At 62.5% G+C, this 23,733-nt stretch carries 21 protein-coding genes and 1 pseudogene; 15 read left to right on the top strand and 7 right to left on the bottom strand.

From position 1 onward, the window contains the following. The first annotated feature begins 17 nt into the window (after window positions 1-17). From V3W40_RS09010 to V3W40_RS08980, 7 genes are all read left to right on the top strand, one after another. A complete protein-coding gene (locus tag V3W40_RS09010) occupies window positions 18-944 on the top strand; it encodes an ABC transporter substrate-binding protein (RefSeq protein WP_065927299.1) in 927 nt (308 codons plus the stop codon). Between the two features lie 12 nt (window positions 945-956). Next, complete coding sequence (locus tag V3W40_RS09005) at window positions 957-2,540, top strand: flavin monoamine oxidase family protein (protein WP_330214880.1); 1,584 nt, start codon at window positions 957-959, stop codon at window positions 2,538-2,540. Between the two features lie 11 nt (window positions 2,541-2,551). Then, window positions 2,552-2,974 (top strand): RidA family protein, encoded by a 423-nt coding sequence (locus V3W40_RS09000; protein WP_027607428.1) that lies wholly within the window; start codon window positions 2,552-2,554, stop codon window positions 2,972-2,974. Window positions 2,975-3,197: 223 nt separating this feature from the next. After that, a complete protein-coding gene (locus V3W40_RS08995; RefSeq protein WP_323147364.1) occupies window positions 3,198-3,698 on the top strand; it encodes a DUF2165 family protein in 501 nt (166 codons plus the stop codon). Window positions 3,699-3,734: 36 nt separating this feature from the next. Then, window positions 3,735-4,841, top strand: coding sequence for an efflux RND transporter periplasmic adaptor subunit (locus V3W40_RS08990; protein ID WP_065927302.1), 1,107 nt, complete (start codon window positions 3,735-3,737; stop codon window positions 4,839-4,841). 21 nt (window positions 4,842-4,862) lie between these two features. Then, complete coding sequence (locus tag V3W40_RS08985) at window positions 4,863-7,946, top strand: MexW/MexI family multidrug efflux RND transporter permease subunit (RefSeq protein WP_330214879.1); 3,084 nt, start codon at window positions 4,863-4,865, stop codon at window positions 7,944-7,946. Next, the gene (locus V3W40_RS08980; RefSeq protein ID WP_330214878.1) at window positions 7,943-9,385 is read left to right on the top strand and encodes a TolC family protein; all 1,443 of its coding nucleotides are present in this window, start codon (window positions 7,943-7,945) and stop codon (window positions 9,383-9,385) included. The genes V3W40_RS08985 and V3W40_RS08980 overlap by 4 nt, the downstream gene beginning before the upstream one ends. Here the strand turns inward: V3W40_RS08980 and V3W40_RS08975 are convergent. Together V3W40_RS08975 and V3W40_RS08970 are read right to left on the bottom strand one after the other, a co-directional pair. Continuing rightward, a complete protein-coding gene (locus V3W40_RS08975; RefSeq protein WP_330214877.1) occupies window positions 9,352-10,089 on the bottom strand; it encodes a nitroreductase family protein in 738 nt (245 codons plus the stop codon). The genes V3W40_RS08980 and V3W40_RS08975 overlap by 34 nt on opposite strands. A gap of 35 nt (window positions 10,090-10,124) precedes the next feature. Then, entirely contained in the window at window positions 10,125-10,778 is a 654-nt protein-coding gene (locus V3W40_RS08970; RefSeq protein WP_065927306.1) for a helix-turn-helix transcriptional regulator, read from the bottom strand. 343 nt (window positions 10,779-11,121) lie between these two features. Here V3W40_RS08970 and V3W40_RS08965 point away from each other — a divergent pair, with 343 nt between their 5' ends. The 7 genes from V3W40_RS08965 (at window position 11,122) to ribD (ending at window position 18,276) form a co-directional block, all read left to right on the top strand. Next, window positions 11,122-12,177, top strand: a complete 1,056-nt coding sequence (locus V3W40_RS08965) for a class I SAM-dependent methyltransferase (protein ID WP_065927307.1) — start codon at window positions 11,122-11,124, stop codon at window positions 12,175-12,177. Then, the gene (locus tag V3W40_RS08960; protein WP_065927308.1) at window positions 12,177-13,070 is read left to right on the top strand and encodes a VOC family protein; all 894 of its coding nucleotides are present in this window, start codon (window positions 12,177-12,179) and stop codon (window positions 13,068-13,070) included. The genes V3W40_RS08965 and V3W40_RS08960 overlap by 1 nt, the downstream gene beginning before the upstream one ends. Window positions 13,071-13,146: 76 nt before the next feature. Then, entirely contained in the window at window positions 13,147-14,178 is a 1,032-nt protein-coding gene (locus V3W40_RS08955; RefSeq protein ID WP_330214876.1) for a formylglycine-generating enzyme family protein, read from the top strand. Between the two features lie 10 nt (window positions 14,179-14,188). Then, entirely contained in the window at window positions 14,189-14,785 is a 597-nt protein-coding gene (gene ribA / locus V3W40_RS08950) for a GTP cyclohydrolase II RibA (protein WP_330214875.1), read from the top strand. A gap of 28 nt (window positions 14,786-14,813) precedes the next feature. Continuing rightward, the gene (locus tag V3W40_RS08945) at window positions 14,814-16,502 is read left to right on the top strand and encodes a WD40 repeat domain-containing protein (RefSeq protein ID WP_065927310.1); all 1,689 of its coding nucleotides are present in this window, start codon (window positions 14,814-14,816) and stop codon (window positions 16,500-16,502) included. 17 nt (window positions 16,503-16,519) lie between these two features. Beyond that, window positions 16,520-17,176, top strand: a complete 657-nt coding sequence (locus V3W40_RS08940) for an SAM-dependent methyltransferase (protein ID WP_065948047.1) — start codon at window positions 16,520-16,522, stop codon at window positions 17,174-17,176. Then, window positions 17,173-18,276, top strand: a complete 1,104-nt coding sequence (gene ribD / locus V3W40_RS08935) for a bifunctional diaminohydroxyphosphoribosylaminopyrimidine deaminase/5-amino-6-(5-phosphoribosylamino)uracil reductase RibD (protein ID WP_330214874.1) — start codon at window positions 17,173-17,175, stop codon at window positions 18,274-18,276. Before V3W40_RS08940 ends, ribD begins: the two co-directional genes overlap by 4 nt. Here the strand turns inward: ribD and V3W40_RS08930 are convergent, their stop codons facing one another. Next, window positions 18,277-19,005, bottom strand: a complete 729-nt coding sequence (locus V3W40_RS08930) for a class I SAM-dependent methyltransferase (RefSeq protein ID WP_259191820.1) — start codon at window positions 19,003-19,005, stop codon at window positions 18,277-18,279. Between the two features lie 317 nt (window positions 19,006-19,322). On the opposite strand from V3W40_RS08930, the gene V3W40_RS08925 reads away from it, so the two are divergent. Further along, entirely contained in the window at window positions 19,323-20,657 is a 1,335-nt protein-coding gene (locus V3W40_RS08925) for an LLM class flavin-dependent oxidoreductase (protein WP_330214873.1), read from the top strand. Between the two features lie 3 nt (window positions 20,658-20,660). Here V3W40_RS08925 and V3W40_RS08920 read toward each other — a convergent pair whose 3' ends face one another. From V3W40_RS08920 to V3W40_RS08910, 4 genes and pseudogenes are all read right to left on the bottom strand, one after another. Beyond that, the gene (locus V3W40_RS08920; protein ID WP_137213134.1) at window positions 20,661-21,146 is read right to left on the bottom strand and encodes a hypothetical protein; all 486 of its coding nucleotides are present in this window, start codon (window positions 21,144-21,146) and stop codon (window positions 20,661-20,663) included. Then, window positions 21,143-21,364, bottom strand: coding sequence for a hypothetical protein (locus tag V3W40_RS34685; RefSeq protein WP_442962832.1), 222 nt, complete (start codon window positions 21,362-21,364; stop codon window positions 21,143-21,145). Before V3W40_RS34685 ends, V3W40_RS08920 begins: the two co-directional genes overlap by 4 nt. Further along, window positions 21,349-21,654 (bottom strand): annotated as a pseudogene (locus V3W40_RS34680) (NAD synthetase); the annotation flags it as partial. The pseudogene V3W40_RS34680 and the gene V3W40_RS34685, both read right to left, overlap by 16 nt. 504 nt (window positions 21,655-22,158) lie before the next feature. Continuing rightward, the gene (locus V3W40_RS08910) at window positions 22,159-23,622 is read right to left on the bottom strand and encodes an aldehyde dehydrogenase family protein (protein WP_330214872.1); all 1,464 of its coding nucleotides are present in this window, start codon (window positions 23,620-23,622) and stop codon (window positions 22,159-22,161) included. Window positions 23,623-23,733 lie beyond the last annotated feature (111 nt).

Here is a 23,733-nt window from a genome sequence, read left to right as displayed (position 1 = left end):
TCAAGGAGTGACTGCCCATGTTCATCAACACCACCCGCGTGGCCCTGCTGGCGCTGGCCGTCAGTGCTGCGCAAAGCGCATTCGCCGTGCAACAGGTCGACCTCAGCCCCGACCGTCCGCGCATCCATGTGCCGCGTAACGAAGCGGCCATTGCGCAGATCCCGCCGGGCTTCAAGTTCGCCCAGCCGGGCACGTTCACCGTGGCAGTAACCGTAAAAGGCGCAGCGCCTCCCCTGGCGATGCTGGCCAATGACGACAAGACCACCATCGGCAGCGAGGCCGATACCGCGCAGTTGGTTGCTGACAGTCTGGGCCTGGAATTGAACGTGGTGCCTACCAGTTGGGAGGATTGGCCCCTGGGCGTCAGCTCGGGCAAGTACGACGCGGTGATCAGCAACGTCACCGTGACCGAGGCGCGCAAGAAGCGCTTTGACTTCGCCACCTATCGCCAGGATGTGCTCGGCTTCTACGTCAAGACCACCAGCAAGATCAGCGAGATCAAGCAGGCAGCCGATATTGCCGGGCTGAAGATCATCGTCGGCTCCGGCACCAACCAGGAAAAAGTCCTGCTGGCCTGGAACGAGGCCAACGAAAAGGCCGGCCTCAAGCCCGCGCTGTTGCAGTACTTCGACGACCAGGCCGCCGCGCAACTGGCGGTGCAATCGGGGCGCAGCGATGCGCTGTTCGGGCCCAACTCGGTGTACGCCTATTCGGCGGCGATTACCGGCGGCATCAAGCGCGTCGGTACGGTGAACGGTGGCTGGCCATTGCAGGCGGACATTGCCGTGACCACCCGCAAGGACAACGGCCTGGTCAAGCCGATCCACACCGCCCTGGAAGGCGCGATTGCCGGCGGCCAGTACGAGCAGGTGCTGCAACGCTGGGGCCTGGATGTGGAGCGCGTCGACAAGTCGCTGATCAACCCACCGGGCCTGCCGGATTAAGGAGCAATCGACATGGGACTGACACGACGTGAAGCGTTGTCGAGCATCGCTGCGGTAGGCGGCGAAAAAGCCGTCAAGGATGCACTCGCGGTACTCGGCCTCGGGCCGTCATCGCACCGCCGACCGCAACCGTTGAAACTCAAGGACGGTCTGGGGCAGGGCACCCGCGTGCTGGTGCTGGGTGCCGGGATTGCCGGGCTGGTCACCGCCCTGGAACTGACCCGCGCCGGGTTCAGCGTGCAGGTGCTGGAAGCCCGTGAGCGAGTCGGCGGCCGCACCTGGACAATCCGTCATGGCGACCGCGTGGACTATAAGGATGGCCGTACGCAGACCTCCGCGTTCGAGCCGGGGCATTACTTCAACGCCGGGCCTGCACGGATTCCCAGCCAGCACCGCACGATCCTCGACTATTGCAGTGAGCTGGGGGTGCCGCTGGAAGTGCTGGTCAACAGCAGCCATGGCGCCCAGGTGCGGCCGGATGTGAACCAGCCGGCCTTCACCGTCGGCCAGGCGATCAACGATGCGCGCGGGCATTTGTCCGGGTTGCTGGCCAAAGCGGTGCAGCGTGATGCCCTCGACGATGTGCTGAGCGCCGAGGAACGCACGCGCTTGCTGGCGTTTTTGCACGTGTATGGCGACCTGTCCCAGGAGCTGGCCTTTGAGGGCACGATCCGTTCAGGGCACCTGGAGTCCCCGGCACATCCCGGCGCCTTGCCCGCCAGCCGCAGCCCGTTGGCGCTGGACCAACTGCTGCACCCCGAACTGTGGGGCGCCTTGCTGCACACCGAATTCCCGGAATTCTCGGCGACCATGTTCCAGCCGGTGGGCGGCATGGACCGCATCACCGACGCCTTCTACCGGCGCGTCAGCGATCACGTGCAACTGGGCGCCCAGGTGCGCCAGATCCGTCAGTTGGAAAACGGCGTAGCCGTGACCTACCACGACCAACGCAGCGGTCGCGAGCAGGTGGTACGCGCCGACTATCTGGTCTCGACCTTGCCGCTGCCATTGCTGGCCAAGCTCGACACCGACTTCAGCGACCCGATCAAGGCCGCCTTGCTCAGCACCCGCAGCGACCAGGCCACCAAAGTGGCGTGGCAGTCCCCACGCTTCTGGGAAACCGACTACCGCACCTACGGCGGCCTGTCGTGGATCGAACACCCGGCGCGCCTGCTCTGGTACCCGAGCAACGACCTCAACACCCGCGAGGGCCTGCTGGTGGCCGGTTACGTGACCGGGGAGGGCGCCGATGCGTTTGGCGCGCGACCGTTCGACCAGCAGTACGCCACCTCCAAGGAAGCGGTGGAGCTGCTGCATCCGGGCTACTCCAGGCACCTGCGTCACCCGCTGGCGGTGTCCTGGGAACAGATCCCCTTCAGCGAAGGCCCGTGGCTGCAACGTGAACACTTCCCCGCCGATGCCAGCGCCTTGCTCGAAGAGGGCCACGGCCGCGTGTACTTCGCCGGCGACGGCCTGGTGCAAAGCGGCGTGGGCATCTGGCAGGAATCGGCGGCCAACTCGGCGCGGCATGTGGTCGCGCAACTGGCTGAACGCGTGACCCGACAAACACACCTCGCGGCAGTGGCCGCCTCATAAGGAACACACCCATGAGCGACAGCATTCAACGCACCAGCGTCGGCGATTTCCCGATCTCGCAGACCGTCACCGTACCGGCGTCCGCCAGCCTGATCTTTGTCAGCGGGACCTTGCCGGACCTGGTTGATCCAACGGTTCCCGGGGTGTTTGGCAACACCGAAGTGCAGACAGTTTCGGTGTTCAACAAGCTGCGCCAGATCCTGCGCCAGCAAGACCTGGACCTGGGCGATATCGTGCAGTTACGGGTATTCCTGGTCGGCGCCGAGGAAACGGGCGGCAAGCTGGATTTCGCTGGGTTGCAGCGTGGGTATACGCAGTTCTTCGGCACCCCCGAGCAGCCGAACAAGCCGGCACGCACCGCGTTGCAGGTCGTGGCCTTGCCATTGCCCGGTGCACTGGTGGAAATCGAAGCCATCGCCGCCAGGACGGCGTGATAATCCCTCGCAAGTAACCCCCCCTCACAACCGCTTCCGGGCTTCGGCGTGACTGCGCCGAACGCCCCGGCGGGCGCCTGTCAGACAGCGTTTCCAACCTTCCTGAAGCCCCTCCCGCACAAAGATAAATCTTGTATTTAAACGCCTGCGACGTATTATCCAAGCAATGTCTTGTGTATATACCTGAGGCTGGATTTCCCTTTCGGCAAATACGGAGGTTTGAATGACTGTGGAGGCAGGGTTACTGGGTCACTCGTTGTCGGTGTTCCTGGGCGTACAGGCCGTCGGCTTGAGCCTGTGGCTGAGCATTGCGGTGCTTAACAACTGGCAAGCGTTTCGCAGCTCGGTAGGCGCGGTAGGCGCGACCATGGCCATGGAGCCGTTGCGCCAGAGTCCTGCCATCGACATTCCCTTGCTGGTGCGGGCCGTGCGTTCACCCCGTCTGCACCAACTGGCCCTGCTGGTGGTGCTGGCCCTGCAATTGGTCGCCGCGCTCGCGGCCTGGACCGGCAGCTATCAGTTGATCCTCGGCGACGGCCTGCTGTCGGCACGGCCCTGGCTCAACCTGGCCCTGAGTGCGTTTTCGGCGTTTGTCTTCGCGATGCTGCTGGGGGGCTTGTGGTTCGGCTACTGGATTCGCCAGGAGGGGTTGCAACTGACGCACCTGGTGCTGACGATCTGGGCGGTACTGGCCTTCTTCCTGTTCAACCACAGCTGGCTGTGAACCGCGTGTAATGCACTCATCGTGATAAGGACGTCCATGAACAAGAAGAAGATAACCAGCCTGGTGTTGATTCCGGTGGCGGTCATCGCAGTGGTGATGATGTCGCGCGCGCCGTCCCAGGCCCAATCCGCCGATGCCCCGGCCGGCGCATTGACCAAGGTGGCCCTGGGGGCGGTGCAAGTGCGCCCGGCCAATGTGTATTTCGCCGGCGTCGGTGAGCTGGAAGCGGCTTCCCAGGTGCAGGTTTCCGCCGAGGTAGGCGGGCGGGTCACGTTGATCAACTTTGAGTCGGGCCGCCAGGTCAAGGCTGGCGAAGTGCTGGTCAAGCTCAACGATGCCCCGGAACAGGCCGAGCAGTTGCGGCTGCAGGCCCAGGTGCGCAATGCCGAGATCATCCGCAAGCGCGTGACCGGGCTGGTCAGGGAAAACGCTGCGACCCAGGAACAGCTCGACAACGCCCGGGCCGCCCATGACATGGCCCTGGGCGAGTTGAAAAAAGTCCAGGCCCTGATCGCCCAGAAGACCATCCGCGCGCCCTTCGCCGGAGTGCTCGGCATTCGCCAGGTCAACGAAGGGCAGTACCTCAATGTCGGCGACCGCATCGTCAGCCTGGTCAACACCCAGGTGCTCTATGTCAATTTTTCCCTGGATGAGCAGCTCAGTCGCCGCCTGGTCGTCGGGCAAACCGTGGGCGTGCTGATCGACGCCTACCCTGACCGGGTGTTCAAGGCGCGGATCAGTGCCGTCGACCCGATGATCGGCCGCTCACGCACGGTGCAGGTGCAGGCCACGCTGGAGAGCCCGGACGCCCCCCTCAAGCCGGGCATGTACGCCAGCGTCAAAGTGGCCGATACCGAGGTGGCCGATGTGCTCACCGTGCCGGAAACGGCGGTGGCCTACACCGCCTATGGCGATACCGTTTTCCTTGCCCGCCCGGACCAGGGCGCCACGCTGGTGGTCAAGCGGGTGGCGGTGAAAATCGGCCAGCGCCAGGACGGTTGGGTCCAGATCCAGGAAGGCTTGCACGAGGGTGACCAGGTGGTGACCTCCGGGCAACTCAAGCTCAGTGACGGCATGGCGGTGCAGGCGACCGATGACACCCTGGCCCTGCCTGCGTCCAAACCGCCTGTGACGGGCATCTGATTCTTCGCCCAGAGAACGCTCATGACTTTCACCGATATTTTCGTTCGGCGGCCGGTGCTCGCGCTTGTCGTCAGTATTCTGATCCTGCTGCTGGGGATCATGTCCTTGTTGCAGCTGCCGATCCGCCAGTACCCGATGCTGGAAAGCTCCACCATCACCGTGACCACCGAATACCCCGGCGCTTCGTCAGACCTGATGCAGGGCTTCGTCACGCAACCGATTGCCCAGGCGGTGTCATCGGTGGAAGGCGTGGATTACCTGTCGAGTTCGTCGGTGCAGGGGCGCAGCGTGGTCACGGTGCGCATGGAGCTCAACCGTGACTCGACCCAGGCGCTCACGGAAGTCATGGCCAAGGTCAACCAGGTGCGTTTCCGGCTGCCGGAGCAGGCCTATGACCCGGTGATCGAGCGCTCGTCCGGCGAGTCGACGGCGGTGGCCTATATCGGGTTCTCCAGCCCGACCCTGTCGACCCCGGCCTTGACCGATTACCTGGCACGGGTGGTGGAGCCGGTGATGAGCACCATCGAGGGCGTGGCCAAGGTCCAGGTGTTCGGCGGGCAAACCCTGGCGATGCGCCTGTGGATCGACCCCGCACGGCTGGCCGCGCGCGGCCTGACCGCCGCCGATGTGGCCGACGCGGTGCGCCGCAACAACTACCAGGCGGCGCCGGGCAAGGTCAAAGGCCTGTTCGTGGTCGCCAACCTGCGGGTCAATACCGACCTGACCAACGTCAATGAATTTCGCGATTTGGTGCTGCGCAACGATGGCAACGGCCTGGTGCGCCTGAAGGATGTCGGTACCGTGGAGCTGGGCGCGGCGTCCAGCGAAACCAGTGCCACCATGGATGGCGTTTCGGCCGTGCACCTGGGGTTGTTCCCGACGCCCGGCGGCAACCCGCTGGTGATTGTCGACGGTATCAAGAAACTCCTGCCGGACGTGCGCAAGACCCTGCCGCCGGACGTCAAGGCCGAGCTGGCGTTTGAAACCGCGCGCTTTATCCAGACCTCCATCGACGAGGTGATGAAGACCCTGCTCGAGGCCTTGCTGATCGTGGTGATCGTCATCTACCTGTGCCTGGGGTCGTTGCGCACGGTACTGATTCCGGTGGTGACCATCCCCTTGTCGATGCTGGGGGCCGCGGCGCTGATGCTGGTGTTCGGTTTCAGCCTCAACCTGTTGACGCTGTTGGCGATGGTGCTGGCTGTGGGTCTGGTGGTGGACGATGCGATTGTGGTGGTGGAGAACGTGCACCGGCATATCGAGGAAGGCAAGACCCCGGTGGCGGCCGCCCTGGTCGGGGCGCGGGAAGTGGCGGGCCCGGTGATCGCCATGACCATTACCCTGGCGGCGGTGTATGCGCCCATCGGCATGATGGGCGGCCTCACGGGGGCGTTGTTTCGTGAATTCGCCCTGACCCTGGCCGGCGCGGTGATCGTGTCCGGCGTGGTGGCGCTGACGTTGTCGCCGGTCATGAGCTCGTTCCTGCTGCAGTCCAAGCAATCGGAAGGGCGCATGGCACACCTGGCCAACCGTTTCTTCGACGGCCTGGCCCTGCGTTATGCCAAGGTGCTGGACCTGTCGCTGCGGCATCGCTGGCTCAGCGGGCTGTTTGCCTTGCTGGTGATGATCAGCCTGCCGTGGCTGTACCAGTTGCCGCAGCGGGAGCTGGCGCCCACCGAGGACCAGGCGGGGCTGCTCACCGCCATCAAGGCGCCGCAACATGCCAATTTGGAGTACGTCGAGCGATTTTCCGCCAAGCTGAATGAGGTCTACGGGCGCCTGCCGGAAACCGTCAGCACCTGGATCATCAATGGCAGCGACGGCATCGCCTCGAGCATTGGCGGCATCAACCTGACGTTGTGGGGCGAGCGCGAGCGCACCGCCGCGCAGATCCAGGTCGACCTGCAAGCGGCTACCAACGACGTGGAAGGCACCAGCATCTTTGCCTTCCAGTTGCCTGCCTTGCCGGGCTCCACCGGTGGCCTGCCGGTGCAACTGGTGCTGCGCAGCTCCCAGGATTACCGCGTGCTGTACGAGACCATGGAGCAGATCAAGCAGAAGGCCCGCGACAGTGGGTTGTTCGCCGTGGTCGACAGTGACCTGGACTACAACAACCCGGTGGTACAGGTGCGAGTGGACCGGGCCAAGGCCAACAGCCTGGGGATCCGCATGCAGGACATCGGCGAATCGCTGGCGGTGCTGGTGGGGGAAAACTACCTCAACCGCTTTGGCCTGGAGGGCCGCTCCTATGATGTGATTGCCCAGAGCCCGGGCAGTGAGCGACTGACGCCCGAAGCCCTGACCCGCCAGTATGTGCGCACGGAAGACGGCACACTGATTCCGCTGTCGACGGTGATCCAGGTGTCCGAGCACGTCGAACCCAACAAGCTGACCCAGTTCAACCAGCAGAACGCCGCGACCTTCCAGGGGGTGCCGGCTGCCGGGGTCACCCTGGGCGACGCCGTGGCGTTCCTGGAAGGCGTCACCGCCGAGTTGCCCGTGGGGTTCAGCTACGACTGGCAATCCGATGCGCGGCAGTACACCCAGGAAGGCAATGCGCTGCTGCTGGCGTTCCTGGCGGCGGTGATCGTGATCTACCTGGTACTCGCGGCGCAGTACGAAAGCCTGATGGACCCGCTGATCATCCTGATCACCGTGCCGCTGTCCATCAGCGGCGCGCTGATTCCCCTGGCGCTGGGCTACGCCACGATCAATATCTACACCCAGATCGGCCTGGTGACCCTGATCGGGCTGATCAGCAAGCACGGCATCCTGATGGTCGAGTTCGCCAACGCCTTGCAGGCCCAGGAACACCTTGACCGTTCCGAGGCGATACGCAAGGCCGCGCAGATTCGCTTGCGGCCGATCCTGATGACGACGGCGGCCATGGTGGTCGGCCTGGTGCCGCTGCTGTTCGCCTCGGGGGCCGGGGCCAACAGCCGCTATGGCCTGGGGGTGGTAATTGTATCGGGCATGCTGATCGGTACCTGCTTCACCCTGTTCGTGCTGCCGACGGTCTACACCCTGCTGGCCCGCAAGCATTCAGTGGCGGCCTCGACCCCACGGGCCCAGTCCCTGGCGCAAACCCTGAGGAGTGAACCATGAAGCCCGGCAAAACTGTCACCACCGTGCTGGCGCTGATTCTGCTCAACGGCTGCATGGTCGGGCCGCATTACGAAAAGCCCATAACCCCGCCGATCAGCCTGGTCACTGCACAAAAGGCCTTGTTCGCCCAACAGGCGCCGGTGCAGGCCCAGTGGTGGTCGTTTTTTGACGACGCCGAGCTCGATCGCCTGATCGACACGGCGCTGGCGCATAACCATGACATTCGCCAGGCCCAGGCCAACCTGTTGGCCTCCCGTGCGGTGTTTGATGACCGCCGGCTCGACCAGTATCCCGGCGTCACCGCCCGTACCGCCTATGGCCGCAGTCTGGAGCAGCAGTTGCCGTTCGACGGTGGGCCTCCCGAGCGGATGCTGTCGCAGACCTATCGCGCCGGCTTTGATGTGCAGTGGGAGATCGACGTGTTCGGGCGTTTGCAACGTCTGACGGCATCGGCCATGGCACGATCGCAGGCGGCGCAGGCGGACCTGGCGCTGATGCAGTTGAGCATCGCTGCCGACGTGGCGCGTTATTACTACGAGCAGCAGGGCTTGAGCCGCAGCCTGGAGGTGGCCAAGGCCCAGGTCAGTGCCTGGCGCGAAACGCTCACGCTGACCAGCGCTCAGGTGCGCGCCGGCAGCGGCCAATTCGAGGATCAGCAAAACGCCCACGCCAACCTGCTGCTCAGTGAGGCGGCGATTCCACCGTTGCTGACGCGGATCCAGGAAACCGCTTATCGCCTGGACGTATTGACCGGCCAACCACCGCGTCAACAGCAGGCCCTGGCCAAGGCGCATTTCCTCGCGCCCCTGGCCCGGCAACTGCCCTTGGGCGATGTCGACCAGTTGATCCGCAATCGTCCGGATGTGGTCAGCGCCGAACGCCTGCTGGCCGCCAGCACCGAAGACGTCGGCGCCGCCACGGCCGACCTGTACCCACGCCTGAACCTGGGCGGTTTCATTGGTTTCTTCGCCCTGCGCGGCGGCGACCTGGGCAGCGCATCCCGTGCGTATGAGCTGGCGCCGTCGGTGGACTGGCCGGCGTTTCGCCTGGGCAACGTGCGCGCGCGCCTGCGCGGTTCCCAGGCCCAGGCCGAAGGTGCCCTGGCGCGCTATCAACAGTCGCTGCTCAAGGCCCAGGAAGATGTGGAAAATGCACTGATGCGCCTGGCGCAGGACCAGACCCGCCTGGGCGCGTTGCTGGCGTCCGCCACCCATGCCGAGCAGGCGATCGACATCGCCAGCAAACGCTACCGCAGCGGTTCGGGCACCTACATGGCGGTGCTGGAAAACCAGCGCGCGTTTTTCCTGATCAAGAAGGACGTGGCCGATGCCGAGACGGCGTCCTACCTCAACGCCATCGCGCTATACAAGGCGCTGGGCTGGGGCAGTGGCGGTGCGCAGCAGGCTCAATCAGCGGACAAACCATTGGCCAGCAACTGAGCCTTGAGATCGGGCCGGTAGTTGCGTGCATACGTGCGGCCCACGGTGCTTGACCAGGATTGGCCGTCCGCACGGCCAATGATCTGCCAATGGCGCATCAGGTGCTGGTCATAGGCACTGATCGCCGGTGCCAGCGCGGCACGGTTGTAGCGCTCGTCGTGACGGAAGGCTTCGATGCCCATGCGCGGTTTCTGTGCCGCCGGCTCGTGCACATGACCCAGGGCCAGTCCGCACAGGGCGAAGGTCTGCTCGGGCAGCCCGAGCAGCTCGATCATCGCTTCAGCGTTGGCACGAATGCCACCCACCGGCACCACGCCCAACCCCAATGAGCGTGCGGCGATCATCAGGGTACTGAGGATAATGCCGCCGTCGGTGCTGGCGGCGATCAGCCCTTCCAAGTGCCGCTGGATCTGCTGTTGCTGGCCATTGAGCGCGGCACCGACGGCGGTCTTGTGAAAGTCCACCACCAGGGTGATAAACACCGGTGCCGACGCGATCCAGGGCTGGCCGCCAGCTATTGCCGCAATGCGTTGGCGGGTGCCTGCGTCGCGCACGACCACCACGGAAATATGCTGGGCATTGAAGGACGTCGGCGCCAGGTGACCGGCACGCAAGATGGCATCCAGGTGTTCGTCGCTGACGGGCATGGATTGGAAGCTGCGCTCGCTGCGGTGGTTGGCGAGCAAGTCGATAGTCGGTGTCATGGCCTTATTCCTTTAGGGCGGTTGGTGTGGGGCGGTCAGGTGCGCGGTTGAATGTTATAGACGCAACGTCGGTCGCCGGAGATCAGGTGTTCGCAACGTTCGACAAGGGTGTCGTCGCCCATGGCTGCACGAAATATCTGCAACTCCGAGCGGCAGAAACCCTGGCATTTGCGCGCGGCAGCGCAGATCGGGCAATGGTTTTCGATCAGCAGCCAACCTTCACCCGCGGGTTCCATGTGCGCCATATAGCCGGCGAGTTCGCGGATGCGCACCAGGATGGCGACTTTTTCTTCCAGGGACGAGGCTTGCGAACACGCCTGGACGTATTCCTGGCGATTGGTCGCTTCCATGCTGGTGATGATTTTCTCGATGCCATCACTGCCGAAAACCCCCTCGATGGATTCGATCAGGTGCAGGGTCAGCACGCTGTGGGAATCGGGGAATTTGTTGTGTGCGGTGTCCGTCAGCGCCCACTTCAACGACGGCCGGCCGGCCCCGGAAGTGGGTGCCGAAACGCCGACGATCAACTCCGATGCCTGCAATTTCTGGATTTGTTGCCGGGTCGCCTCAAACGTGAGTTCCAGCAGCGAAGCCAGTTCGGTGGTTTTCAACGGGCCACGGGTCTTGAGCAAAAACAGGATGCGTTCGGCGGTGGATGACTGGGTATCGTCGGCAGGTTTGGAGGTCATAAATCGCGTGTAACCATGGGGAGTGAGGGCATCACTGGAGTTCGTCGACCTTTGGCGCCATCCATTGCGTAAGGGGTAGTGGGCATGAGCATAGTCATTTTTGCCGCTCAGGAAAATAATAAATAAAAGGAATTAATAATTAATTATAAATAGCGAATAATTATAAAAGGTTTGACTTGCTTTTGTAGGACTTAGGACTAGGATCGTAGCTAGCTTTTTTGGAAGCTGCTCCTGAACATTCATTTGCACACGACTCCGGACCGTTAGAAAACACGCTACGTCTCAAACACTGATTGCTTGCCGACGTCAGCGAAGACAAAAACATTCAAGGAAGAGAATCTGTATGAATGCGCAAAAGCCGACGACCATCTATGAGCACGCTGATGAAGTAACTGCTCTGTCCAGCGTGGTCGACCTGGTGAAACTCTCCGACCAGTATCGACAATCCGCCATCCTTCACTTCGCTGTAGCGCAGCACCTCTTCGATCAAACCACCCGCCCGGCTACCGCCGACGCAATCAGCCAGCAATTGGGCTGGGTGCCCAACAAGGCCAAGATCTTTCTCAATGGCCTGGTTGCCCTGGGTCTGTTGAAAAAGTCCGCCGACACCTATACCAACCAGCCACTGGCCGAGCGTTTCCTGGTCAGCCGCAGCGCCGAGTTCATCGGCCCGATCATTGCCCACCAGCGCTTGCAGTGGCAGAACTGGCCACGCCTCGGGGAAATCCTGAGCAGCGCCGAGTCCATGGATTTCCAGCAGGAGAACCGCTTCAAACACGACATTGCCGCACGTGATGCCTTCAACGATGCGATGGTGCGCTTCAGTCAACCCATGGTCGATGTGCTCAAGGAATTGCCAGTGTTCGATACCGCCAGCAAGGTCATCGACCTGGCCGGTGGACACGGCACCTATATCGCCGAAATCGCTCGGCGGCACCCTCAGGTCCAGGGCGAAATCTGGGACCTGGCCGCCACGCGCCAGTCCGCCGAAAGCACCGTCGAGAAGTACCAGTTGGCGGGGCGCCTGACGTTCAAGGAACGTAACCTGCTGGACCTGGCCCGTTACGAAGGTGAAAGCGCCGACGTGATCATGGTCAATGACTGCCTGCACTACTTCACCCGCGAAGAAACCAGCACGCTGATCCGCTCGGCTGCCCAGTTGGTCAACGACGGCGGTTCGTTGCTGGTGCTGAGCATGACCCTGGAAGACGATGAAATTCACCCGGCGCTGTCGGCGGATTTCTCCCTGCACATGATGGTCAACACGGTGCACGGCGAACTGCATCCCACCCGTTGGATTGCCGAACAGATGGTTGCCCAGGGCTTTGAGGTGGTGCAGGAACCTATCGGGCGCTACAGCCTGTTGATAGGTCGCCGTACCGAGGGGAGGGTTGCCTGATGCTGCGCTTTATTACCTTGTACAGCTCCGACACGGCCGCACGTCTGAACGGCTTTCTCGAGCCGTTGAACACCTGCGCGAAAGCCGCCGGTTTTGAACTGTGCGCGGCCGTGGAGGGCGCGCAATTACCCCAGGCCGACGGGTTTATCCTGTTGGTGTCGGCGGCAGACAGCCTCGATACCCTCACTACCCGGCTCGCGGCATTGGCCGATGGTTACCACAACAAGGCCGTCAGCATCGTGCGCCTTGCCGAAGGCAGCGCCGGGCAACCTGCCGGCGATCCGCTTAACGCGGCATTGCTGCAACGCACGGCCTGTTTCATTTACCCCCATGGCCTGGCGATCACTGACGCGGGCGTATCCCCGGACACGGTGAAAAACTGGTTGGCCGGTTTCTCCAAATTCGCCGCCGCGATCAAAATGTGGCGGTCCCTGGAAGGTGTATCCATCGAGGCTGCCGCGTTGGAGTCCCAGCGCCCGCAACTGACCCATATCAACATCCTCACCCGCGACCTGGAAGCCTCCCAGGCGTTCTATCGCGACATCTTCGGCGCCCACTATTGCTACAACCTGGGGCCGCGCAAAGTAGTGATGGAGTTGAATGGTTTCGACTTCTTCATCGAACACAATCCCGACTTTGTCTACCCGCCGGGCTACCACATCGGCATTCGTGCGCTGCCCGAGGATGTCAAGCGCATCGCCGACAAGGTGGCTGCCGACGACAACATCACCCTGGTCAAGGGCAATGGCCCCGCGCCGGGTTATCACCACGGTCCGGACAACGTCCGCACGGCCGTGTACTTCGAAGACCCCGATGGCCTGGTGGTTGAGGTGTACTCCACCGAAATCGAGATGATCGAGACCAATCGAAGGTTGCTGCTCGACCGACTCTGATACCTGACTGATCCCCACACGCCGAGCGGTTTCGCGCTCGGTCGTGGATGTGTTCGCTCGGAATAAAGGTGTACCTATGACGAATCAATACGGTTGGCATTGGCCGACGCTGCCGAGCCCTTTGCCAAAGAACGTGTCTGATCGGGTATTGATGGGCTACCCGCAGGCTTACGTCGAATATGAACTGACCCGGCAAATCGCCGACGCCACCGGACAGCTGATGAGTGCGCCCATCGAGCAACTGCTACGGGTGGTCGAGTCGGTTGCCGAACCCCTGGTGCGGCGTATCGCCGCCGGTGAAGTGCTGGGCTACAAGGGCGACCCGCGCATCGACGTGTTCAGCCCCGCCATGTGCGACGTTCCTGCCGCCCAGGTCGAGATCGGCCTGGAGCCGCAGCGCGTCGACGCGGTCATGACCGCCTACGCCGGGCTGGGCCTGGACCGCAGTTGGATCGAGAAAGAAACCCCCAACCATCGGGTCGACCTGGCGAGCTTTCGCATCGGTCGCTACCCGGTCACCAACAGCGAATATCGCGCCTTCCTGCTGGATACCGGTTATCCGTTCCTGCCGACCGGCTGGGCCTTTGGCCGCTTTCCCCAGCACCAGGCCAACCACCCGGTCTACAGCGTCAGCGACGTGGATGCCGACGCCTACGCCCAATGGCTGAGCCGACGCACCGGGCGGGCGTTTGCGCTGCCCAGCGAAGCACAGTGGGAATACGCCGCGGCAGGGCCGCAGCGCTCTCAGTTTCCCTGGGGCGAAACCTTCAATGTCGAGTACGCCAACACCATCGAGTTGGGGTTGCTCACGTCGACACCCGTCGGGGTGTTCCTCGAGGGCGCGTCGATATTTGGCGCGCTGGACATGGCCGGCAACGTGGAAGAGTACGTTGCCGACGATTATCGGGCCTATCCGGGCGGGCCTGAGATCAACGATGACCTGGTGCTGGATGTTGGTAGGCACCGGGTAGCCCGTGGCGGCAGTTTTACCCGCTTCAGGGATCTTGCGCGCAATCAGCGCCGACATGGACGTTATCCAAGACCCATCTATGTCATGGGATTCCGTTTGGTAGAAAACCACTCTGGCCAGAACGCGACACTTCCATAGAGGCTATGCCATGGACACTCCAGTAACGCTTCATACGCAAGTTCCCATCTCCATTCTTGGCGGTGAGGTCAACGCCCACTTCTTCGGGTTCAAGGGCTTTGACAAGAACAATGAACACTTTGCCGTCAAGGCCGGTGAGCCCGATGCCGATGTGCCCCTGGTGCGCGTGCATTCCGAATGCATCACCGGTGATGTGTTCGGTTCCCAGCGCTGCGATTGCGGCCCGCAGCTGCAGGAAGCCCTGAAGGCGCTCGATGCCGAAGGCGGCTACCTGATCTACCTGCGCCAGGAAGGTCGCGGTATCGGCCTGTATTCGAAGTTCGAAACCTACCTGCTGCAAGACGCCGGCATGGACACCTACGAGGCCAACGTGAAGCTCAACCACCCGGAAGACTCGCGCAGTTTCGCCCCGGCGGTCGCCATGCTGCGGGCCCTGGATGTGCATCGCTGCCGGCTCCTGACCAACAACCCGGACAAGGTCAAGCAGTTGCGCGATGGCGGGATCGACGTGGTCAGCTCAGTGCCGACCGGGGTGTTCCTGACCAAGCACAACCACAACTACCTGCGATCAAAAGTCAGCAAGTCGAGCCACACCATCAAGCTTTGATTTCATTCTCCAGGAAAAGGACTTTTCGATGAGACACATAGGCCCTATCAGCGGCGTCGCCGCCCATGCTGGTGAGTTCATCGCCACCGCCGGCTACGACAACCAAGTCATTCTGTGGAACGCCCAGACCGGGCATTCGATCCACCGCGTCAGCCATGACCACCTGGCCAACCAGTGCGCGTTCAGTGCCGATGGCAAGTACCTGGTGAGCGCCAGCAGCGACTACACCGCCCGCGTCTGGGAAGTGCCGAGCATGCGCCTCAAGGCCGTGCTGTCGGGGCATGACGACGACGTGGAAATGGCGGTGTTCTCGCCGGACGGTGCGTCAATCGCGACCTGCTCGCGCGATCATCAACTGCGCCTCTTCGACCTCGACGGCAACCTCAAGGGCACCTGCCGCGGGCATCAGGCCGATGTGATTTCCGTGGTCTGGTCGCCGGATGGCAAACGCCTGATTTCCAGCAGCGACGACGGCACGGTGCGCCAGTGGGACACCAGCACCTTCGAGCAATGCGATGAAGTCGACATCGGTGGCGTCGAGACCGATACCGTCGCCATTACCCGCGCCGGCGTAGTGTTTGCCGGTGACGACGAAGGGCGTATCTCGATCATCCATGGAGGCGAGATCCGCTCCGTTCCTGCCCACGATGCCGGGATCAAGCGCATTGTCTGGAATGATGAAAAACAGCTGCTGGTGACCTTGAGTTATGACCGCCTGGCGATCCTCTGGCGCTTCGATGGCACGCAGCTGGAGCGCCTGCGCAGCACCAATTTGCCGAGCATCGTCTGGCCGCGCAGCTGTGCGTTCGTCGGCAGTGACGCCTTGGTGTTCGCCACCTTCGGCTCGCGCTACGCCACCTGGGATTATGAACACGATCAGTGGACCGTGGACGGCATTCAGCCGGCGGTGAGCATCAACGCCGTGGTGACCACCGAGGGCGGGCAATACAGCATCGGTGACGCGGGCCTGCTGTTTCGCGATAACCAGCCCGTGAGCGGCGTCGGCAGCCTGTGCAACTTCCTGCTGCCGTTCGGCCCGCTGCTGCTGACCGGCGGGCAGATGGGCCAAGTGTTCGATGCCCTCAGCGGGCGCCTGTTGTATCAGCATCGCTCGCCGCTCAATTGCGGCACCACGTTCCAGCGCAATGGCCAGCTTCATGCATTGATCGGAACCTACACCGGCGAAGGCCTGGTGTTTGTCATCGCCGGCGATAACAGCCTGGAGCTGGTGGCGTCGATCCCGATGCACGACAACGCGATCAAAGGCGTGGCGGCCAACGAGCATCACCTGTTCAGCGTATGCGCCTCGGCCGCCGCCGCCCTGCACACTATCAGCGACTTCAGTTGCGCGCGGCATATCGAAAATGCCCACACGCGTATCTCCAACGGTTGCTGCCGGGTCGACGGCGGTTTCGCCAGCATTGGTCGCGACCTGAAATTGCGCCTATGGCTGGAGTCCGGTGACGAGGTCTATGACACGCCGCACCGCAATTCCATCAAGTGCATTTGTGCCTCCGCCGACGGGGAAGTGATTGCCACCGCGAACTACAGCGGCACCATCGCGCTGTTCGACTTGCCCAGCCGTTCCTGGCAGCAAGTACAGCGTCCCACCGCCAGTGGTATCTCCTGCATCACCCACAGCACGGCCAGCGATGATTTCCTGGCCAGTTCCTACGATGGCCAGATCTACGGGATCGCCACCCGTCGCGCCTCTTGACCCAAGGACTGCCTGATATGAGCAAGCAAGCGCAATTCATGGACGTATCGACGTACCGCCGGGCGCTCGACACCTCATTTGTCCACCGCTACAGCCATGGTGAAGATGAGTGGTCCTGGGACATTGGCATGGCCAAGGCCGCCCGGGTTTTCCTCGAGGCACTGGGGCCGACGCCGGACCAGCATATCCTCGACGTGGGAGTCGGCCGTGCGCGGGATGCCTCGGAGTTCATCCTGGCAGGGCACCGGGTGACCGGCCTGGACATCGTCGAGAATTCCAGCTGGCCGCTGCTGCGCAAACGCTGGGGCGAGCGTCTCAGCCTGGTGTGCAGCGCCCTGCAGGATTGGCAGCCACCGGCAGGGGAGGTGTTTGACGGCGTACTCGACAATGGCTGCTTCCATCACCAGCATCCGGATGAATGGGACCGTTACCTGGCCAATATCCGCCAGTACGCGCGCCCTGGCGCGTTGATCGGGCTCAACGTCTTCGGCGTCGACGCGAGCAACCCGGAGCCGGGCTGGCGCGAGATGGATAACCAGCGTCAAGGTTATTTCTTCACCGAACAGGGTGTGCGCGACACCCTGGAAGCGTTTGGTTTCACCTGGCAGGACCTGGTGGTGATCGAGCGCCAGCATGGTGAGGCGGTGTACCTGTTGGCGCTGGTTCGCACATGAGCCTGGCGCTGGCGCGTGACATGCACTTCATGCGGCTCGCCCTGAAACTGGCCGACCGGGGCGCCTTTACCACGGCACCCAACCCCCGGGTCGGTTGCGTGATCGCCAAGGGCGACTTGCTGCTTGGCCAGGGCTGGCACGAGTGGGCGGGGCAGGCACACGCCGAAGTCAATGCCCTGCGCGAGGCGGGCGCCGATGCGCGGGGCGCCACCGCCTACGTCACCCTGGAACCGTGCGGCGGGCATGGGCGCACGCCGCCCTGTGCCGACGCGTTGATCAGGGCCGGGGTGGCGCGGGTGGTGATTGCCAGTGTCGACCGCTCCCAGCATGAGCATCATGGCATTGAGCGGCTTGAGGCGGCGGGTGTGCTGGTCGAACACTTGCCGTGTCCGGAGGCGCGCGAGTTGAACCAGGGGTTTTTTTCACGTACCGAACGCAAGCGGCCATGGTTGCGGATCAAGCTGGCCATGAGCCTGGACGGTCGCACGGCCCTGGGTAACGGGCAATCCAAATGGATCACCTCGCCCGAGGCCCGGGACGATGTGCAAATGTGGCGCGCCCGGGCCTGCGCGGTGCTCACCGGCAGTGGCACGCTGCTGGCGGACAACCCGCGCCTGACGGTGCGCCTGCCCGACCCGCACGCGGCGTTTTCCGTTCCGCTGCGGGTGGTGCTCGACCAGCATCTCAAGGGCGATGCCCAGGCCCATGTGCTGGATGGCGCGGCACCGACCCTGGTGTTTCATGGGCCCGGCGTCCAGCCGGCGCACCCACCACCTGCGGGTGTGCGTTTCCGGCAGGTCGGGGTGGACGGCGAAGGGCTTGACCTGCGAGAGGTCATGACGGTCCTGGCTGAGGAGGGGTGCAACGAGGTCCAGGTCGAGGCCGGCCCGGTATTGTGTGGCGCCTTTGCGGCGGCAGGCCTGGTGGATGAGTGGCTGGTCTACATCGCCCCGCTGTTCCTGGGCAGTGATGCACGGCCGTTGCTGGCGCTGGATGGCTTGACCGATCTGGGCCAGGCGCAACCCTTGTCGATCATCGAGCAGTGCCTGGTGGGGGCGGACATCCGGGTGCGATTGCGCCCGGTCGCCGCCCCGGCGTGATTATTTGCGGCAGGTCAAACCGATCTGCAGGCTGTTGCGCTCGAACAGCTGCCAGTACCCCGCACCCATGGTGGTGCGGCTGTGTTCGCTGATCAGCGGGGCGACCCAGGTGAGCTGGTTGAAACCGGCCACCCGTGCGGCTTCTTCGTACACGCCTTGCTCCCAGCGGTAGTAGGTAAACGGTGCGGGTGGCGATGACATGAATTGCGCATTGCAGCGAAACCCGCCAGCGACCGGGGTTTCATCGAACACCTCAATCCCATAGCGAGTGAAATTGCCTTTTTGCAGTTCGAACGACGGGTTGGCGGTGTAGGCCACCAATTGGCCGCCGGGCTTCAGGTTGTCGGCCGCCGACTGAAACATCTTGCTCAGTTCGTCGACACTGCTGGCATAGTTGAACAGCCAGGCCGCCGTCACCATGTCGTAGGCGCCGATACGGCCCATCTTCGCCACATCCCGCACTTCGTAGGCGATACCGTCGTTGGCTTGCCGTGCCTGGTAGATCATGTTTTCGGAAATATCCACGCCATGCACCTTGGCCGCCCCCCAGTCCTTCAACTGGCGACTGAAGAAACCATGCCCACAGGCCAGGTCCAGGATACGCAGGCCCTCGACATTGCCGACCATGCTACGGAAGGTGTCGACCTCGACCTTGCGTTGAGAGGCCCTGGCGGTGAAATCCTCGAACTGTTCACTGATGCGTTCGTACACTTCTTTGGATTCTTTCATCTGCATGCCACTCCTTCGAATATGCGGGCTGGGTGATGAGCAAGCCTTGGTGGTTTTTTATGCAAGGTGTTGCTTGCGATATTAGGCGCAACGCCTCGATTTAACAAACGGCTTAGTGGGCGGTGCTGCTCGATCGGGTCAGTCTGCTGATGGGAGAGCGTTGGGCTGATTATGCGCTTAGGGAATGTCCGGCATTATTTTGATCATTATTTTTAATGATTAGCATAGATCCACAAAGCATTTCACAAGCCTGCCGGCGGGCATTATGGTCCTTCTCCACAGGTCAGCGTCGCTGCCATCCACGGAGGAATATCGTGATGTCCCACTTACCCCGGCAACTCAGGTTCGGTGCCATCCTCACCGGCGTCGGCACTGCGCAGAACGAATGGCTGCACCCGCAAATCCCCGGCGACGCCAGCGTGGATATAGAGTGGTATCGCGCCCAGGCGCAGCAGGCGGAAGCGGCAAAGTTCGACCTGGTGTTCATCGTCGACAGCCCCTACATCACCCCGGATTCGGCGCCGCATTTTCTCAACCGCCTGGAGCCGCTGACCCTGCTCTCGGCCGTGGCCGGCGCCACCTCGAAGATCGGCCTGGTGGCCACCCTGACCACGTCCTATACCGAACCCTTCAACGTCGCCCGCCAGTTTGCCTCCCTGGACCTGATCAGCGGCGGCCGCGCCGGCTGGAACGTGGTCACCACCGGCCTCGAAGGCGCGGCCGGCAACTTCGGCCGTGAGCAGCATATCGACCACACCGAGCGCTATCGCCGCGCGGCCGAGCACCTGGAGGTGGTGCAGGGACTGTGGGATTCCTACGAAGACGACGCCTTCGTGCGCGACAAGGCCAGCGGCGTGTTCCTCGACCCGCAACGCCAGCATCGCCTGGATCACCATGGCGAGTTCTTCTCGGTGACCGGGCCGTTGAATATCGCGCGCTCAGCCCAGGGCCAGCCGGTGATTTTCCAGGCGGGTATTTCCGAATCCGGACGCAGCCTGGCGGCCAACTATGCCGAGGGCATTTTTGCCGGCGTGGGCAATTTCGAGGACGCCCAGGCCTACTACCGCGACATCAAACAACGCACCGCCGCCGCCGGACGCAACCCCGACCACGTGACCATCCTGCCGGGCATTTCGCCGATCATTGCCGACACCGACGAACAGGCCCAGGCCATCGATCGCGAACGCAATGGCGAGCTGGATTTGAACAAGGCACTGGTGCAGTTGGGGCGACCGTTCAACTACCACGACTTCAGCCAGTACCCGCTGGATGAGCCGTTCCCGGACCTGGGCGACCTAGGCAGCAACGGCTATCGCGGGCATGCCGAAAACATCAAGCAAGTCGCCCGTGACCAGCAGTTGACCCTACGCCAGGCGGCGTTGCGTTTTGCCAAGCCGTTCTCGAGCTTTGTCGGATCCCCCAAGACCGTGGCGGACGAGATCGAACGCTGGTTTGTCGAAGGGGCGGTGGATGGTTTCAATATCCATGTCGGCGCGCCGGATGACTTTGCGCGGTTTATCGACCAGGTGCTGCCATTGTTGCGCGAGCGCGGGTTGTTTCGCAGTGAGTACAGCCACAGCACGTTGCGTGGGCATCTGGGCTTGCCGGTGCCGGTGAATCGGCATACGGCGGCAAGGAGCGAGGCGGCCTGAGGCTCACCACCATTTCCAGCGGCCCTGTTGTTTCAGGGTGGCGATAACGCCGTTGCGTTTATGCCTGATTTCCAACATCTCTCGGCGCATTTGTCGTTGGCGTTTGCTGTTCAGGCATAGAAGCCCGATCAACGGGCTTAGTAAGGCAAGGGTAAATAGGAGGTGATCGGGGCTGTAAAGGATTGTCGGCACTACGAGCAGTAAGTAGATGAGGAACACACCCACCTGAAGCCACACCCATCGTGGATAACCGTGAAGGACCAAGCTCTGCGCGACGCCGAATACCGCACACGCAATCCCGCCTGCGATGAAGAACGCATTACTGGTCAGTTCATCGGATGCGTGGGCGAAGTAGGTGAGATTCATCAGGGTGCCGGTGGTGGCAATCGAAAGGCACAAGGCTATAAGACCGCCAAACAACGCCAGTCTGTGACGCGCCCAAAGAGAGCGAGGATCTATAAGGTAAAGGGGCTCCTGGCGGTTTTTCATTCGCTGAACTCTTCGTAGATACCGATGGCCAGCGTCTTGGTGTTTCCGGACATACCGCTGCTGGCGAGGCCCAGTGCTGCTGCAATGGCATCATTTCGATGGGTCGCGATGATTGGTTTTATCTTTGTTGCTGGAATGCGTTTTGGCGCGTTACGTGCGGCTTGCTTGAGCTTGAGGAGCTTGGGTGTCAGGCGCGGGTCTTGGACTCCGCTACCCATTCCGACTCCCGAGGCTCATGCTCCAACATCCGCTTGAACTCCACCGGCCCCACATACCTCGGCGCTTCCCGCAGCACCACCTTGATCGGCCGCACACTGCAAATCGCCTGGAACTCACGCAGTACCACCACGTTGAAATCCCCATCGATATACACCACCCCCGCGCCGATCAACGTCGGGTCGGCGTCTATGGCGAAAAACAACCGCCGCAGGTCGAGGCTGCTTTCAATGCGTTGGCGTGTAGTGCGGTGGGTTGATGGGAAGCCATCCTTGAACAGGGCGACGGTCATTCCTGAACTCCTTTTTTGGGAGTTGAGAGAGTAAAGACGCCGCGACTGGGATGAGTGTCGGAAGCTTCGCCATTTGCAGTCGGGCACTTCCTGACGCGACGTTGACGTCTTGTAGGCCCGCTCCCGATTGAGGAAAAGGGCTGATGGCGCCAAGGATGGTGGGCCGGTGAAGTTTGGCTGGAATATCCGGCAGAACGTCAAGGTGTGATGCGCTGAGAGGGCATAGGTATCTACACAACCTTTCAAACCCTGACACATCTCCCTGTGGTGAGCGGGCTTGTCCCGCGCTGGGCTGCGGAGCAGCCCCAAAACCAGCCTCTACAGAGTGTCTGATACACCGCGTTCTTCTTGACTGGGGCTGCTTCGCAGCCCAGCGCGGGACAAGCCCGCTCACCACAAGAATGCGGTCGCCTGAAATTGTTTATGCAAGACTCAAGATTTTAGAGTGAAAATTTAACCCTTTAAAATCAATAAGTTATTTTAAGTTTGATAAAGGCCCATCACTCACTCGCCAAACCCAATAATCGCCTTGGTTTCCAGATACTCCTCAAACCCCTGCACCCCATACTCCCGCCCATTTCCCGAGCGCTTGTAGCCCCCAAACGGCGCCATCGGATTCCACGCCGGATGGTTCAGGTGCACCTGGCCTGCCCGTATGCGCGACGCCACAGCCCGCGCAAGATCAAGGTCCTGTCCCTGAACATGGGCGCCCAGCCCGTATACCGTGTCGTTGGCGATGGCGACGGCTTCATCCACCGTGTCATAGGCAATGATGCACAGCACCGGCCCAAATATTTCCTCTTGGGCAATGCGCATGGCGTTGTCCACGTCGGAGAAAACCGTCGGCCGCGTATAGAAGCCCTTGTCAAAACCCGCCGGCCGTCCCGGCCCACCGCACAGCAGTTTGGCGCCCTCGTCGAGGCCGGCCTGGATCATGGCCTGGACGCGATGGAACTGGGCTTCGTTGGCAATCGGGCCCAACTGCGTCTGTTCCGATTGCGGGTCGCCCACGATCAATGCATTTGCGGTAGCCGCCGCCAGGGCTTCGACTTCGGCCAGGCGGTTTCTCGGCACGATCATGCGGGTCGGCGCGCTGCACGACTGGCCGACGTTGCGAAACGCCGACATCACCCCCAGCGGCACAGCCTTGGCGAAGTCGGCGTCGGGCAGCAGCACATTCGGCGACTTGCCCCCCAGTTCCTGGGTGACCCGCTTGACTGTCGGCGCGGCCGCTTGGGCAACCAACGCGCCTGCGCGGTTGGAGCCGGTGATGGAGATCATGTCGATGTCCACGTGGGCCGCCATGGCCGCGCCGACTTCGGCACCGCTGCCGTTCACCAGGTTGAACACCCCAGGCGGCAGGCCGGCGTCATGCACCAGTTGCGCAAACAGCAGGGCGCTCAATGGCGACAGTTCGCTGGGTTTCAACACCACGGTGCAGCCGGCGGCGATGGCCGGGGCGACTTTTGCGGTGATTTGATACAGCGGCCAGTTCCACGGCGTGATAAGCCCGCACACGCCGATGGGCTCGCGCTCGATTGCGGTGCCGCCTTCCACGGTCTGGAAGCGATAGCTGGACAGCAGGTCACGGGCGACCCGCACGTGTTCGGCCGCCAGCGGCACTTGCATGGCCCGCGCGAAGCCAATGGCCGCGCCCATTTCCAGGGACAGCGCCTGTGCCAACTGCTCTTTGCGCTCAAGGATCAGTTCGTGGATTTTCCCCAGCACCTGGGCTCTCGCAGCAGCCGGGGTCGCAGACCAACCGGCGAACGCCCCGCGTGCCGCCGTAACGGCCCGGTCGACATCCTCGGCAGACCCGCGTGCCACCTCGGCAACCACGGCTTCATTGGCCGGGTTGACCACCGGCAGCGTCGCCGGGATCGCCGGGAACGTCCAACGACCGTTGATGTAAAACTGGTGAGCCGTTTGCGCATCAACGCTGTAGCTGTTTGAAGATTGAGTGGTCATCCAACTGGCTCCCTGGAGCGGTAATAGGCGCTGCAAACAGCACGGCCCGGTGTCCGGATAAGCTAGCAAAAGGCTCCCGCGCAAAGATGCCGTTATTCAACGCTGCAAGGG

The organism is Pseudomonas sp. AM8, from assembly GCF_036346475.1.
Classification (GTDB): Bacteria; Pseudomonadota; Gammaproteobacteria; order Pseudomonadales; family Pseudomonadaceae; genus Aquipseudomonas; species Aquipseudomonas marginalis.
The sequence above is the reverse complement of the archived record's forward strand: the minus strand, read 5'-3'. Positions and strand labels throughout refer to the sequence as shown.